Source organism: Humibacter sp. RRB41 (assembly GCF_022761015.1).
Taxonomy (GTDB): domain Bacteria; phylum Actinomycetota; class Actinomycetes; order Actinomycetales; family Microbacteriaceae; genus Humibacter.
Map to the genome: position 1 here is coordinate 182708 of NZ_JAKWJQ010000001.1, position 14898 is coordinate 197605.

At 65.0% G+C, this 14898-nt stretch carries 14 protein-coding genes; 6 read left to right on the forward strand and 8 right to left on the reverse strand.

Translation table 11 applies throughout. From position 1 onward, the window contains the following. Positions 1-52: 52 nt before the first annotated feature. Both MJ603_RS00920 and MJ603_RS00925 read right to left on the reverse strand, forming a co-directional pair. A complete protein-coding gene (locus tag MJ603_RS00920; RefSeq protein ID WP_243061785.1) occupies positions 53-493 on the reverse strand; it encodes a pyridoxamine 5'-phosphate oxidase family protein in 441 nt (146 codons plus the stop codon). A gap of 249 nt (positions 494-742) precedes the next feature. Next, entirely contained in the window at positions 743-916 is a 174-nt protein-coding gene (locus tag MJ603_RS00925; protein WP_243061786.1) for a hypothetical protein, read from the reverse strand. 59 nt (positions 917-975) lie between these two features. Between MJ603_RS00925 and MJ603_RS00935 the strand changes: the two genes are divergently transcribed. Together MJ603_RS00935 and MJ603_RS00940 are read left to right on the forward strand one after the other, a co-directional pair. Continuing rightward, complete coding sequence (locus MJ603_RS00935) at positions 976-1620, forward strand: TetR/AcrR family transcriptional regulator (RefSeq protein WP_308220552.1); 645 nt, start codon at positions 976-978, stop codon at positions 1618-1620. Positions 1621-1635: 15 nt separating this feature from the next. Beyond that, the gene (locus MJ603_RS00940; protein WP_243061787.1) at positions 1636-2553 is read left to right on the forward strand and encodes an NADP-dependent oxidoreductase; all 918 of its coding nucleotides are present in this window, start codon (positions 1636-1638) and stop codon (positions 2551-2553) included. Positions 2554-2696: 143 nt separating this feature from the next. On the opposite strand, the gene MJ603_RS00945 is transcribed toward MJ603_RS00940, so the two are convergent. Continuing rightward, positions 2697-3500 carry a bifunctional 2-polyprenyl-6-hydroxyphenol methylase/3-demethylubiquinol 3-O-methyltransferase UbiG gene (locus MJ603_RS00945; protein ID WP_243061788.1) on the reverse strand — a complete coding sequence of 268 codons (804 nt, stop codon included), beginning with the start codon at positions 3498-3500 and terminating at the stop codon, positions 2697-2699. Positions 3501-3528: 28 nt separating this feature from the next. Then, entirely contained in the window at positions 3529-4095 is a 567-nt protein-coding gene (locus MJ603_RS00950) for a dihydrofolate reductase family protein (protein WP_243061789.1), read from the reverse strand. Between the two features lie 155 nt (positions 4096-4250). Here MJ603_RS00950 and MJ603_RS00955 point away from each other — a divergent pair, with 155 nt between their 5' ends. Then, on the forward strand, positions 4251-5237 hold the full coding sequence (locus tag MJ603_RS00955; protein WP_243061790.1) for a helix-turn-helix domain-containing protein: 987 nt from the start codon (positions 4251-4253) through the stop codon (positions 5235-5237). Here MJ603_RS00955 and MJ603_RS00960 read toward each other — a convergent pair. Both MJ603_RS00960 and MJ603_RS00965 read right to left on the reverse strand, forming a co-directional pair. After that, positions 5199-6713, reverse strand: coding sequence for a serine hydrolase (locus MJ603_RS00960; protein ID WP_243061791.1), 1515 nt, complete (start codon positions 6711-6713; stop codon positions 5199-5201). The genes MJ603_RS00955 and MJ603_RS00960 overlap by 39 nt on opposite strands. Positions 6714-6722: 9 nt before the next feature. Then, the gene (locus MJ603_RS00965) at positions 6723-7982 is read right to left on the reverse strand and encodes an MFS transporter (protein WP_243061792.1); all 1260 of its coding nucleotides are present in this window, start codon (positions 7980-7982) and stop codon (positions 6723-6725) included. A gap of 238 nt (positions 7983-8220) precedes the next feature. Between MJ603_RS00965 and MJ603_RS00970 the strand changes: the two genes are divergently transcribed. Next, complete coding sequence (locus tag MJ603_RS00970) at positions 8221-9081, forward strand: serine hydrolase (protein WP_243061793.1); 861 nt, start codon at positions 8221-8223, stop codon at positions 9079-9081. A 19-nt stretch (positions 9082-9100) separates the two neighbouring features. Here the strand turns inward: MJ603_RS00970 and MJ603_RS00975 are convergent, their stop codons facing one another. Further along, positions 9101-10225 (reverse strand): epoxide hydrolase family protein, encoded by a 1125-nt coding sequence (locus MJ603_RS00975; RefSeq protein WP_243061794.1) that lies wholly within the window; start codon positions 10223-10225, stop codon positions 9101-9103. 179 nt (positions 10226-10404) lie between these two features. On the opposite strand from MJ603_RS00975, the gene MJ603_RS00980 reads away from it, so the two are divergent. Together MJ603_RS00980 and MJ603_RS00985 are read left to right on the forward strand one after the other, a co-directional pair. Further along, positions 10405-11925: a basic amino acid/polyamine antiporter gene (locus MJ603_RS00980; protein WP_243061795.1), complete on the forward strand. Its 1521-nt coding sequence runs from the start codon at positions 10405-10407 to the stop codon at positions 11923-11925. An 85-nt stretch (positions 11926-12010) separates the two neighbouring features. Continuing rightward, positions 12011-13249 (forward strand): arginine deiminase, encoded by a 1239-nt coding sequence (locus MJ603_RS00985; RefSeq protein WP_243061796.1) that lies wholly within the window; start codon positions 12011-12013, stop codon positions 13247-13249. Between the two features lie 36 nt (positions 13250-13285). Here MJ603_RS00985 and MJ603_RS00990 read toward each other — a convergent pair whose 3' ends face one another. Beyond that, complete coding sequence (locus MJ603_RS00990) at positions 13286-14869, reverse strand: Na+/H+ antiporter NhaC family protein (protein ID WP_243061797.1); 1584 nt, start codon at positions 14867-14869, stop codon at positions 13286-13288. Positions 14870-14898 lie beyond the last annotated feature (29 nt).

Sequence of the window (14898 nt, forward strand, 5' to 3'; positions counted from 1 at the left end):
TCACTTGGAAACACGTCGTCGGTGGGACAGGTAGGAATTCGCGGACCTTTGCCTAAGCGAACACGCGTCGCGGTGTGATCACGAGCGGCACGTTGAACTGCTGGGCGAAGTCGGCCGGGGTGTCGAACAGCGCACCGATGCGTTCGGCGTACTTTGCGCAATACTCGACGTTCTGATCGGCTGCCGGCTGACTCGGATCGAGACGAGCCTGACCTTCGATGCGAACGACATCCCGTCCGATATCCGTGACATCCAGTGTGAGCGACACCCAGGGATTGGCCGCGAGATTATCGAGCTTCTGCTTGCCTGACCGTGAATACACCAAGATCTGCTCGTCGGAAAGCACGAGGAACCACACAGGCACGGAGTGCGGACGTCCGCGAGGGTCAACGGTTGTCAACCATGCCATGAGGTTGTGCGTCAAGCGCCTGCGTAGGTGGGCCTGCCGCTGCTCATCGAGGTGCGTACCGCTGTCCAAAGCGTCCGTCTGCATGTGTGAATGGTAGAGGTGGTCACCGACGGCGAATGCAGCCAACCTCGCGAACGATCGATTCCCGCTCGATGATGGGTGTTGTCGTGCAAGAGAATCGGCCTGACAGCGAACGGATCCCGAGCTGTTTGGCGCGCTTGCTCATCCCGCGACAAAGGCGCTCAGCAGAGCGTCGTCGTATGCCGGACTCCTTACACGGCGGCCGGGTGACGGCTGGCCTGGGGAGCTCAGATCGCGAGCTGAAGTACAGCGTCAAAGCGTTCGTCGTTCGGTGATGTCGGTCGCGGCAGGAGAAGCGTGGTGATCCCGCGTTCCACGGAGTCTCTCGTCGAGCCACTCCACAGCTCCCTCGACCTTCGAGTCCTTCTGGCTGTGCTGAAGGGGTTCGTTCTGATCGGGGGCTTCGTCTCGTCGGTCTGTTGTCATATCGATCTCCTCGTCTTCTAAATGGACGATATAGTCCATTGTGTGCGTACAATGGGTGCGTGGAAGAAATTCTGACGACCGCAGCACAGCCCGCGCAACGGACCGCGCGTGGAGTTCAAACGCGGGGCCGCATTGTCTCGACGGCCGCCGAACTTATGCGCGTGCGAGGAGTTGGCGGAACAACTCTGGACGACATCGTCCGTGCCAGCGGTGTGAGCAAGTCGCAGCTTTACAGCCACTTCGCCGATAAAGCGGCACTGGTGCGTGCTGTCATCGAGTACGTGGGTGAGCGCACCGTCGGCGGGGAGCGCGAACGCCTAGGCAAGGTCAAGTCGTTCGCGGGACTGAAACGCTGGCGTGATGGGCTCATCGCCAACAACGCGCTCGAGCAGGGCCGGTACGGATGCGCGCTGGGCTCACTCGCGAACGAGGTTTCAGATCATGACGTGGTTGCGCGCGCACAGCTTCAGGCACTGTTCACGACGTGGGGGGAGCTCTTCGAGGATGTCCTCCGCCGCTTCCAGAGCAACGAGTTGATCCCCGCGGATGCCGATGTCGCACAGCTCGCGACCGGTCTGGTGGCGGCAGTGCAGGGCGGGTACTTGCTCGCGCAGACCGCCGGTGATGTGGCTCCCATGGCGGCCGCGGTCGACGTGTCGCTGGCCCATCTGCAACTGCTCTCGAACACCGATCTCGCGCATTGACATGAGGAGGAACTGATGAAGGCGATCATTGCGACGGACCACACCGCCGAAGCCGCCGGACTGACGCTGGCGGAACTGCCTGAGCCGGAACCGGCGATCAACGACGTCGTCGTGGAGGTACATGCGTCGGGATTCGTCCCGGCCGAGTGGGAGTGGCCCTCTACCTGGGTTGATCGCGCCGGCCACGACCGCACTTCGGCGGTGATCGGCCACGAGTTCGCTGGAGTGGTGTCCGGATTGGGCTATGGCACCACCGGACTGTCCCTGGGACAGCGTGTGTTCGGGATCACTGACTGGCATCGCGACGGCACCTTGGCCGAATACACGGCGGTGGAGTCGCGTAATCTCGCCCCGTTGCCCGGTGATATGGACTTCGTGGCGGGTGCGAGCCTTCCCATCTCCGGCCTCACCGCATGGCAAGGACTCCTCCAACACGGACACCTTCGGTCAGGACAGACGGTCATCGCTCACGGCGCGGCCGGCGCAGTTGGATCGGCAGTGACTCAGCTCGCTCGCGAGTTCGGTGCCTACGTGATCGGCACCGGCCGAGCCACCGACCGTCAGGCTGCGTTGGACTTCGGCGCCAACGAGTTCCTCGACCTCGGCAGCGACGACCTCAAGGACGTCGGGCAAGTCGACCTGGTATTCGACGTCATCGGCGGCGACGTCCAGGCGCAGTCGGCCGACGTCATCCGAGCGGGCGGAACGCTCGTCACGATCGTCGGCCCGACCGAGCATCGGCCCGAAAACGGACGGACCATCGACTTCGTTGTCGAGTCAGACCGTGCTCAACTGGCCGAGATCGCGCAGCGGGCGCGCGACGGCCGCCTCCGCACGAACATCGGCACGGTGAGCACCCTCGATGACGCCCTCGCGGCACTGAACCCAACCCAGCGACACAAGGGCAAGACCATCATCACCATGCGTTCGTAACCTCCCGGCGATTCCCCCACGGCTCCGGCACCTCTCCATATCGGCTCAACCCAAGCAGCCCATCCGCACGTGAGTCACGGTGCGCCCACGTGTAGGAATTCGGCATCTTCCCTGGTAGTAGTGCCCCACCGCCGACCCGAGATTCAGGAATCCCGGATCTTCCGACCGATGAGGTGGAAGGCGCGGCTGACTTGGCGATACGGATCGCGTCGGCTTGCTTCGAGCTCGACGGCGGCGATGGCCGCGATTTCTGTCGTGTCGGTCGGGTCCAGCTTGGTTCCGCCGAGTTCGAGCCAATCGACGAACAGCCACGTTCCGTACCAGCGCTCCGGATCGACCCCGTGACGTGCGATCATCTCACTGAGTTCTTCCGCTGTGTCTGCGCGTCCGCGAACTCCGAGCACGCCGATCCCGGTGCGGACGTCGAAGGATGCCAGCGCGTCAGCCCACCGTCTTTCGAGTGCGGGTTGGACTGCCATGGCGTTGGCGTTGCCGGTCATGATCGAGACGATGCCGCCGGGCTCGGCGCACCGGCACAGCTCTGCGATCAACGGCTCGGGATCCTCCAGGTACCCGAGCACCCCGTGGCACAGGACGCCGGCGAATCGTTGGCCCACCACAGCTTCGTACGCGTGCTCGCCGTCGGCCTGAAGCAGCGTCACCCGCTGCTGCGCGTCGACGGGCAAGAGCTCGAGGCGTTGCCGTGCCTTGTCCAGCATCGCCGAGGATGGGTCGAGGATCGTGACGTCGTACCCGGCCTGGGCGAGCGGGAATGACTGGTTGCCCGCACCGCCGCCGACATCGAGCAGTTTGGCCGGCGGCTTCGGCAGATGCTCTAACAGGTGGTGGTGCAGCACGTAGGTGCGCACGTATCCCTTCACAGAGGCATACGTCTCATCCACGAACAGATTCGCCAGGCTCGTGCTGGCCCAGGGGTCATCGCTCACGGCGACAAAGATAGCCCGGTCGAGGTACTCATGGCTCGTCGTGGGTCGCCGCTCTCGAATAGCTGAGAATGACGATGCCGGAGTCCAGGCGTGTGGTGTCAGTGAGCTCGAAGGTGGCGGCGAGTGAGTCTCGGTAGATCAGTGAGTCAGTACCGCCGGTTCCGACGAAGAACGGGTGCAACCACAGCCGCAGTTCGTCGATCAGTCCGGCGCGCAGCAACTCGCGCGAGACGTCGCCGAAGCCGTATTGGACGATATTGCCGGTTGTCTGACGTTTGAGCTCGGCCACCCGGTCGACGAGGTCTCTCTCGATCACTGTCGTGTTGTTCCAGCTCGGGTTGGTGAGGGATCTGGAGGCGACATACTTCGGCATCGCGTTGATGCGGTCGCTGTACGGGTCGCCCGACATCGTGGGCCACACGGGAAGGAAGCCGTCGTACGTCCGTCGTCCCATGAGGACGGCGTCACTCGCGAGCAGCAACTCGGTCTGGATGCGATTCCCACTCTCGGAGAAGCTGCCGAGCGACGGCCAGTCCTGCGGATTCTCGATGACGCCGTCGAGCGTGATGTACGTGGAGTTGACGAATCGACCCATTGTTGATGCTCCCTGATCGGTCAGACTTGCGAGCTGAACACCCTCCAAGAGAACCAGTGGTCAGGCGGAGCCGCCAGTTGTTTCGGGCCAGGCCGAATGACATCCGATAACGGTCTCGCTAGGCTGCTCGTGATTCGTTAGCGATCGGACTTTCGATGCTCAGAATCTTGTTCTCCTCTTCGGACCTGGATGCGATCCGCATCAGTGTCTCCCCTCTGTTCCAGACCATCACAGAGGCATTGGCGGCTGGGTCGAGCGAGCCGGCCGTGGTTCATGCCGAGCGGTCGCGGCTTGTACGGCGCGCGGGCAGACCGGGTGCGCCGTTGGCACGGCTGTTGGAACTCGACGGATTCCATGTGCCCGATTTCCTGACTCCGTCACCGATGAGCGACGACAATTCCATCGGCGACGAGTTGGACCTGGCGATGTCCGCACCAGCCTGGCGCGTGGCTCGGGACTCGCGGCACCTCGAGCCGTTCGCCGGCCGCAGCGAGATCGTCGATGCGCTCGTCGCCGGGGACCGGCAAGTAGGTGCTCGCGTCATTCATGCTGTGTTGGCGTTCCATCGTGCCGCGTACGGCGATTCGTGGGGCGACGCGCACCGAAGGTTGCGCGCGGAGGCTGATCGCCGCCGCCAGGAGCTAGAAGATCACGGCCTCGATTACGTGCTGTCGACGATTCATCCTTCGGTCCACTGGCGACGGCCAGTGCTCACGATCAGCGGCAACAGCTACGACGGCGAGTATGAGCGACACGGCCAAGGGATCGTGCTGGTTCCCGGGATCGGGCGCATGCGCACGGTGACCACGATGATCAATCCCTGGGAGCCGGTGACGATCGGATATCCGATCTGCGCAAGTCCTCCTCTCGACTCGTCGGACGCCGCCACAAGTCCACGATTGGTGAGGTTGTTGGGCTGGACCAGGGCCCGCGTTCTCGTCGCGATCGGGTTCCGGCCGGATCTGACGACGACCGAGCTGGCTGCCAGCCTCGGCATATCAGTGGCGTCAGCGAGTGAGCACGCCTCGACTCTGCGATCGGTCGGCCTGATCACCTCGACTCGCGACCGCAACGGCATGCGTCACAGTCTCTTGCCGCTGGGCTCAGGACTCGTACGGGCGGCGGGGTCCTCCGAACGCTGACGTGTATACCAACGTCGGCGGTTGCGGTCCGACCGCGCTGAGCTCGACGTCAGGTCGGGTCATCAGTGGTGAACGCAGGTGCACGAGAAGGTCGGGACCGGTGAGGGGGACCGTGGTCCAGGTCGCGACCGCAGTCTGCGCGTCGGCATCCAGTACGAGCCGCACGTGGTGCGGGCTGGTGATGATGTAGAGGTCTGCGGCGAACACGTCCCCCCGCCAGCCGCCGCTCGCGCAGACCGGGCGGCTGAGAGGCGAGCTTTCCCTCCATCTCTCATGGCCGATCTCGACAGCGAAGAGGCCCTCGAAACGCAGCAGCCAGCCGCCGTCGATGTGCTCAAGCAGTACTGGGGTGCCATCAGGCAGGGCGGAATCCTGGGCCGACGCGTCAAGCCTTGCGGCGAAGGATCGCAGCGGTCCAGCCGAGCCCTGCACCAGCGGCAGACACAGGCTGCGCATCCGCACCGCCAGGGACCCGTCGTCGCGCGCACTGTCCGCGTGCTCGATGCCGGGAAGCAGGCACTCCCAGATGGCGTCGAGCACGTCCTGCGCCTGTCTAACCTCGCGCTGGGCCGAGGTCACGACCACCACGAGATCATGGGTGGGGACGACCACGCAGTGCTGTCCGAACGCGCCACTGCCGTGGAAGCCGTGGCGCGACATCCAGAACTGATAGCCGTAACCACAGAGGAAATCGGCACCGTCAGCACCTTCCGCATAGTGTCGGCTGTCGATTCGCTTGCTGGTCGCAAGCTCGACCCAGTCACGCGGAACCAGCTGTTGGTCGCCCCAGCGACCGCCACGCAGCAGCAGTTCACCGAACGCGGCGACCGCCTCGGACCTGAGGTGCAGCCCGTGGAATCCGAACGCGGCACCGTTGCCCACTCGGTCCCATTCGGCATCCTCGATGCCCATGGGGTGGAAGAGCCGTTCGTCGAGGAACTCCGGAAGATTGCGGCCGGTGGCACGTTCCACCATCCGGGCCAGGATGAACGTCGTCGCGTTGTCGTAGGTGTGACGCGTTCCCTCTGCCGTGGCCACTGGCATCCGCAGGAAGCCCTTGACCAGGTCGTTCGGTTCCAGTTGCCAGGCCTCTTCGAGGCTGTCTGTCGGGTGCCCTGCCGTCATCGAGAGCAGATGGTGGACCGTGATGCGACGACCCTGGTCCGACACGTCGCCGGGCACATGGTCCGGCAGCAGATCCACCACGCGGTCCTCGAGCGACAGCACGCCGTCGGCGACGGCCAGCCCGACAGCGATCGACGTGAACGACTTCGTCAGCGAGTACAGCAGGTGGGGGCGTTCCGCCGAGTACGGCGCCCACCAGCCCTCGGCGATGACGCGTCCGCCGCGCACGACCATGAGCGAGTGACACTCGATCGAGCGCTCGCCGAGCCTGTCCAGAAGTGCACCGATCGCACGAGAGGAGACTCCCACGGCGGCCGGCGATGATCGCGGCAGGAGGGTGCGGTGCGCCATCCGAAGACTCTAGCGACCGGGCTGTTCGCGCGTAGTCGGCGGTCGACTAGCCGGGCGTGCTTCGCGTAGTGGCGACAGCACCGCGGTGAGCGCGGCGACCGCGAAGACGAGGATCATTCCGACGAGCGTGAGTCGGGGACCGATCAGCCCGACGAGGAAGCCACCGGCGAGGGCTCCGATCGCAGCCAGGGTTCGATTGGCCGAGCGTCTGGTTGCGTTGGTGCGGCCGAGGAGTTCGTCTGGCGTGAGTGTCTGCCACAGAACCTGCTCGGGTGAGTTCTCTGTGCCCATGGCGAGCCCCTGGAGGGCCAGCGCGACGAACAGGAGGACCCCGCCGACGACCGTTGGAGGGGCTATCGCCACGAGAATCCAGACGATCGGGTAGGCCACGCGCGTGATGACTATCACGCGTCCCGGTCCGAGTCGCGCACCGAACCGTGGCGCGAGAGACGCACCGATCAGGCTGGTGATGCCGAAGACCGTCAACAACAGTCCGAACGCGTAAGCCGAGAACCCGAGGGACCTGAGGGCGAGGAGCGACAGCACCGTCATCGCTGCGCCGTTGGCGATGAACCAGATGTGCGTCGACACCGCCAACGGGCCAAGCGTGCGGTGACGGTATGTCCACGCGAGACCCTCACGGATCTCTTTGCCGAGATTCCGAGTGCGGGAGGACGGTCGGTGCTCGTCCACACGGATGCCCGCATTGAGCACCGCGTCGACGAGGTAGCTGATCGAGTCGACGACGATCGCCACGGGCGCGCCGAGCAGGCCGACGAGCCCACCGCCGAGTGCCGGGCCGAGGGTTTGGGCGGCCGCGTCCGTTTGATCGAGGCGTGCGTTGGCCGACAGCAGCCGCGCACGCGGCACCAGGCGGGGAAGCAGCGATTGGGTCGCGGCGAACCCGAAGACGGAGAACGAACCGAACAGCAGAAGGGCGACGACCAGCATCCAGATCTGCAGGATGCCGAGCAGCCACAGAACCGTAATCGCACCCAGCGAAAGAGCACGCCCGACACTTGCCCACACGAGGATGGGCTTGCGACGCCACCGATCCGTGTACACGCCAGCGAGGAGCCCCAGCAGCGCATACGGTACGAACTGCGCCGCGTTCACAACGCCGACCTCGAACGGGGTCGCATCCAGCAGCTGTACGACCAGCACGGGCATCGCAACCGTTGTCACGGCCGTGCCGAAGGAACTGATCGTGGCAGCCGTCCAATAACGGGCGAATGACGAGCGACGGGCCTGACTGTGCGCCTCGCCCATCAGTCCACTCCCTCACGCCTTCTGCGCTCGACAGTAGTCGGGCCCGGTCACCTTCAAGGGGTTGCGACGAGGGTTCGTGGGAGCCCGACCCAAGGGCGACATCGGTGTTCGTGGGCTGGTTGCGGGACGCGTATGCGGTCGGATGCGGCGCGCACATCGAGCGAGGCCGCTCTCGTCACGCGCGGGCGAGGCATCCTAAGCTCGCCCTTGTTCCATCGTGCGATCGAAAGGGGAACACGTGGCCTCCGCTGAATCGGCTCTCGAGCGATTTTCGGCCGCCGTCGATTCTGAAGGGCTGGGCGTCTACGGCGTGCGCATCCGGATCGGCGACGAGTCGGTCTCGCGCCGATGGCGCAGTGACGATCGAGAGAACCTTTATTCGGTGTCGAAGGGTGTCAGCGCTATCGCGACCGGGATCGCGATCGACGAGGGACTCATCTCGCTCGACCTGACAGTCGGAGAGGTCTTCACAGGCATCCCCCTCGGCGAAGGTGTCCCTGATGCGTCCTTGCGCGACTTTCTCACGATGAGCAGTGGCATCGACTTCCGATGGTTCGGTCACGAACCGGTGGTCTGGCCCGACCTCGCGGCCGAGATGCTGTCGCGCCCTTCGGTCCGTGGGCGATTCCAATACTCGGACGCGAGCACCTACGTGGCCATGCGGATGCTCGGATCGGTCGTGGGCGACGTGCGCGACTGGCTGCTCCCCCGGCTCTTCGATCCTCTCGAGATCGATAATCCGCAGTGGCATCGCTGTCCACTCGGCTGGATCATCGGCGGCACCGGTCTCGAGCTGCGCACCGATGAGCTGGCACGCATCGGAGACCTGCTCCTCGACCGCGGCACGTGGCACGGCCGCTGTCTTGTGAGCGCCGGATGGGTGGACGCGATGCACGCGTCCTTGGTCGAAACCGGAAACCCGGCACCGATGGACCGCTACGGGATCGCCACCTGGGCCGGTCCGGGAGACGCCTGGCGCTTCGAAGGTCGGTACGGCCAGTTCGTCGTCATCAACGGCGACGCCGTCGTCACGATCACGGGGCACGAGGAGGAACTCGAGGACCGGATCTCCGCGCTCGCCGTCGAGGTCACTTCCTGACCCTGCGGGTGTGAGTCCGTCAGCTGAGGGATGCGACGAACCCGCGGATGGCGTCGGCCGCTTCCTCCGGCCGCTCCAGCCCCAGGAAATGCCCTCCCGCCGGTGCTTCGACGAACTCGCGCAGGTCGCGTGCGGCACGCTCGGCGAGGGATCGTGGGAATCCCTGCATCACGGGTTCCCGGTTCAAGTACACGCCGAGCGGTGCACGGATGGGCGGCCGCGGCGGGTTCGACTCGTAGTCGAAGTATTGGCGGAACGAGGTGCCGATCGATTCCGTGACCCAGTACAGCGTGGCGAGGGTGAGCAGAGCGTCACGCTCGATCACCTGATCGAGGTCGCCGTCCACCCAGTCGTGCCACTTGTCGACGATCCAGGCGAGCAGCCCGGCAGGCGAGTCGACGAGGGCCGCTGCGATCGTGTCAGGCCTGGTCGACATGATCTCGCTGTAGCCGCCGTCGCCGACGTCGTACGTGTCGACGGCATCCAGATAGGCCCGTTCCTCGGGAGTGACCGAAGATGTGTCAGACGGGAATGGGGCGTTCAGCAGCTGCACCCCGAGCATCCGGTCGGCATGGTCGACGCCGAGCCACGTTGCCGCGGCGCCGCCGATGTCTCCCCCGAATGCGGCGTAACGGTCGTAGCCGAGAACCGCGGTCATCAGCTCGTGCAGATCGTCGGCGATCGCCTGGCGGGTGAGCGGCGGATCGGGCAGCTCTGAGAAGACGAAGCCGGGCAACGACGGGATGATGACATCGAAGGCGATGTGCGAATCGGAACCGAACGCGGCCGGGTTCGCCAGCCGGTCGCCGAGCGGAAGATACTCGATGAAGGAGCTCGGCCATCCGTGCAGCAACAGGATGGGAACGCGCAACTCCGCAGAGCCCGCCGCGGCGATCTTGACGAAGTGGATGCTGTGCTCATTCACCTGCGCCACGAACTGGTCGTAGGAGTTCAGGTGGGCTTCCTGCGCCCGCCAGTCGAAGTCGTTGAGCCAGGCGCGGACGAGTTCGTGCAGCGTGCTCGAGTCGATGCCGGCCGACCAGCCGCCGCCGAGCGGAGCGGCGTAACGGGTGCGCGACAAGCGGTCGCGTAGGTCTGTGAGGACTTCGTCGGGCACGTCGATGCGGAACGGTTCGGCAATCATGACGCTCACGCTACTGGCCTGCGCAGTAGACGCATCCGGACCGATGTCGCCGTAGGAGAGCGAAGACGCAAAACGGGTGATGTTCATTTTTCCTCCCCAGTGGTGCGCGCGCCGGGGCCAGGATAAGGATGAAAAGCGACGATCACGGCTCCACCTAGCTTTGAGGGAGACTCCCACCGATGTCGACGGAGACGGCCACAGTAACGAAGTCAAGCAAGCTGGGCCTTCCCGCCCTGACCGCCATGGTCGTGGGTTCGATGGTCGGTGCGGGGGTGTTCAACCTTCCGTCGAGATTCGCCCGGGAGACGGGTGTGGTCGGCGCGCTGGTCGCGTGGGCCGTCGCCGGCGTCGGCATGCTGATGCTGGCCCTGGTCTTCCAGAACCTCGCGAACCGCAAGCCGAAGCTCGACAACGGCGTCTACGTCTACGCGCGCGAGGGGTTCGGGGTGTATCCCGGGTTCCTGTCGGCGGTCGGCTACTGGGGGTCGGCGTGTGCCGGCAACGCCTTCTACTGGATCCTCATCATGACGACGGTCAGTCAGCTCTTCCCGGGACTGAAGCCGGTGCTCGGCGATGGCGACACGTGGCCGGCGTTCGCCATTTCGGCGGTCGCGGTGTGGGCGTTCTACCTCTTGATCGTTCGCGGCGTGAAGGAGGCCGCGGCGATCAACGCCATCGTCACGGTGGCGAAGCTCGTGCCGCTCGCCTTGTTCCTCGTCCTGGTGATCTTCTTCTTCCACCCCCAGGTGTTCGTCGACAACCTGACAGGCGGATACGACTTGCCGGGCGGTGACAGCCTCTTCAGCCAGGTTCAGGGCACCATGCTGATCACCGTCTTCGTCTTCCTGGGCGTCGAAGGTGCGAGCGTGTACTCTCGCCACGCGAAGAAGCGGTCGGATGTCGGTAAGGCGACGGTCATCGGGTTCTTGTCCGTGCTGGCGCTGTTCGCCTCGATCTCGATCCTGTCGTACGGCATCCTCCCGAAAGCCGAGATCGCTCAGCTGCCGCAGCCCTCAGTGGGAAGCGTGCTCGAAGCGGCCGTCGGCCCGTGGGGCGGCGCGTTCATTCGCGTGGGCCTCATCATCTCCGTTCTCGGCGCCTATCTCGCGTGGCAGCTGCTTGCCGCCGACGTGGTGTTCGCCGCAGCGAGCGACAAGGACATGCCGAAGTACTTCGGTCGGCTGAACAAACACGACGCGCCCGCGAACGCGGTGTTGTGGACGTCGATCCTGGTCACCATCATCCTGTTCGTCGTGCAGTTCCTGCACAACGCCCTGGACTTCACGCTCGACCTCACGGCCGCGCTTTCCCTGGTGCCCTACGCGCTGGCGAGTGGATACGCGGTGAAGATCGCACTTCAGCGCGACGGATACGCGCGCGACAAACCCGGCCGCCGAGTCGGCGAGCTCGTGATCGCCATCATCTCGACCGTGTACACGCTGTTCCTGATGTGGGCGGCAGGGTACGTGTTCATGATCCTCTCGGGCATCCTGCTCGCGCCGGCGACGGTGCTGTACTACTTCGCCCGACGGGAGCGACAGGCGTCGGCGCTGCCCGGGGAGCGCGTGAGGATCTTCACGCGACCAGGCTGGGTCGTGTTCATCGTGCTCGTGGTGTTCGCGATCGTGGGCATCGTTCTGCTCGCGACAGGGGTCGTGGAGATCGCTCCGCCGGCGCCCGTCGACTACCTGGAGCACTGACCGACGCTGGACCACTGACGCGTGGCGCCCTCGCGGTGTACTTGACCAACCGACCGGAACCGAGACAGAGAACCGAGGATCCCCGATGCCGAACCAGCCATACGGCGTGTACTCCGAAGTGGGCAAGCTCAACAAGGTGCTTGTGTGCCGCCCTGGGCTCGCCCACGAACGCTTGACCCCGACGAACAATCACGACCTGCTGTTCGATGATCTGATGTGGGTGCAGAACGCGAAACGGGATCATGCCGATTTCGTGAGCAAGATGCAGGCCCGCGGTGTCGACGTCGTCGAGTTGCACGACCTGCTCGCGCAGACGCTCGGCGTGCCAGGAGCGAAGGAGTGGATCCTCGACCGCAAGGTGACCGCGAACGAGGTCGGGCTCGGGCTTCTGGCCGATACTCGTTCTTTTCTCGAGTCGCTCGACAACGCCGTTCTGGCCGAATATCTCATCGGCGGACTCTCGACGCGTGAATTACCGGATGACTTCCGACCCGGTTATGTCGCTCTGGCCCGCGAGTCCACGGGCGTCAACGAATATCTGCTGCCGCCCTTGCCCAACACGCTGTATACCCGTGACACCACGTGCTGGATCTACGGCGGTCTCACGCTCAACCCGTTGTACTGGCCGGCACGACACGACGAGACGCTGCTGATGAAGGCCATCTACGATTTCCACCCCGGCTACACCGGCAACACCGTGTGGTGGGGCGACCCGGAGCAGGACTGGGGTCAGGCCACCTTCGAGGGCGGCGACATCATGCCGGTCGGCAACGGCGCCGTGCTGATGGGCATGAGCGAACGCTCCTCCCGTCAGGCCATCACGCAGGTCGCTGCGAAGCTCTTCGAGTCGGGTACCGCCACGCGGGTGGTCGTCGCGGGCATGCCCAAGCTGCGTGCTGCGATGCACCTCGACACGGTGATGACCTTCGCCGACCGCGATCTCGTGACGTACTACCCCGACATCGTCGACGGCATCCACGCGTTCTCGCTGCGCCCGGCGGACGACGGCACGGTTGAGGTCACCGACGAGAAGGACGCGTTCCTCGACGTCGTGAAGGATGCGCTCGGCCTGCCCGCCCTGCGCGCCATCGAGCCCGGCGGTGGCTGGTACTCCGGAGAACGTCAGCAGTGGGACAGCGGCAACAACGCCGTCGCGGTCGAACCGGGTGTCGTCTTCACCTATGACCGGAACACCCACATCAACACGGAACTTCGCAAAGCGGGCGTCGAGGTAATCACGATCGTCGGCGCTGAACTGGGACGCGGACGCGGTGGCGGCCACTGCATGACGTGTCCGATCTCTCGTGATGCTGTGGACTTCTGAGACGACAGCTCACTCGGGGCCGGCGCCGGGCGTGAGTCAGACGGGAGGGTCGGCGTCGGCTGCTGTTGCGGCATCCGTCGCGGCCTCAGGCAGCTTCTCGATTCTGAAACCGGTCACGCCGTAGAGCACGCTGAGAATCGGACTCGCATAGTTGAAGATGGCGAACGGAAGGTAGAGCGGTGTCGCCACGCCGAGGACAGCGCTCATGAAGGCGCCGCACGAGTTCCACGGCACGAGCGGGGACGTCACTGTACCGCTGTCGGCGGCCAGCCGGGAGAGGTTCGTCGGTGCGAGACCCCGTTGTTCGAACTCCATCCGGAAAATCCGCGCCGGCAGGACGAGGGCGATGTACTGGTCGCCGGCGACGAGGTTGAGACCCAATCCGGTGCCGAACACCGTGAGGTAGAGAGCGCCGCGAGACTTCGCCGCCGCGATGACCGGGTTGAGGATTCTGGAGATGAGTCCGAACTCCTCGAGCATCGCACCGAGCGTGACGGCGCCGATGATGAGCAGGATCGTGAGCAGCATGCTCTCCATGCCGCCCCGGCTCAGGAGCCGATTGATGTCCGCGAACGGCGTATCGATACGGAACCCGTTCGCCATCGCGAGCCAGATGCCCTTGATGGAACCGAGCACCGGGCCCTGCCCCGAGCCCGTGACGAAATCGTGCATAACCGACGGTTGGGTGAATGCGCCGAGGATGCCGGCGAAGACGGCGGATGTCATCAACGCGAGTTGTGCCGGCACCTTGCGCATCGAGAGCACGATCAACAGAAGGAGCGGCAGGAGGTTGAGCGGGGTGATCCAGTAGATGCCGTTCAGGCTGGCGAGCTCGACCTCTTCGGAGAGCGGTGCATGCACGGCAGGCGCTCCGGCGAATCCGATGACGAGAAGCGCGACGAACGCGATGGCGAAGGCGGGAATCGACGTCCATGCCTGGGCCCGGATGTGTTTGTAGATGTCGACCTTCACCATCTGAGCGGTGAGGATCGAGGTCTCCGACAGTGGAGACAGCTTGTCGCCGAGGTACGCGCCCGAGATCACGGCGCCCGCGGTGATCGCGGTCGAGACGCCGAGCATCCCCGCGATGCCCACCATGCCGACGCCGATCGTGGCGGCCGTGGTCCACGAGCTGCCGATGCACAGCGCGATGATTCCGCAGATCAGCGCGCATGCCGCGTAGTACCAGGAGGCCGACAGCACCTGAATGCCGTAGTACACGAGCGTCGGAATGGTGCCGGAGAGATTCCACGTGCCGATCAGGGCCCCGACTGCCAGCAGGATGAAGATCGCGCTCGTCAACGACGACAGCGCGGTTTGCCCGGCGTGCTCGACCCGGCTCCACGAATGGCCGTTCTTGAGCGCGATCAGCGCTGTGATCATGACGCAGAGGATCAGGGCCACCTGGATTGGACCGTCCAACGCGTCGAGTCCGAAGAGCGCCAGGCTTCCGGCGATCAGGATCGCGAGACAGATCAGCGGGATCAGTGCGTCTGCGAGCGACGGGGGCCGGATGGCTCGGGGTGTTTTGGCTTTCTTGCCACGATCAGGAGCCGGACCGTGCTGCGGCGAGTCCCCCGGCTCCGCCGTGCCCGATGCATCATCGCCCGCTTCCGCCATGGTCGCCCCTGCCCCCGCGTCTACGGTCA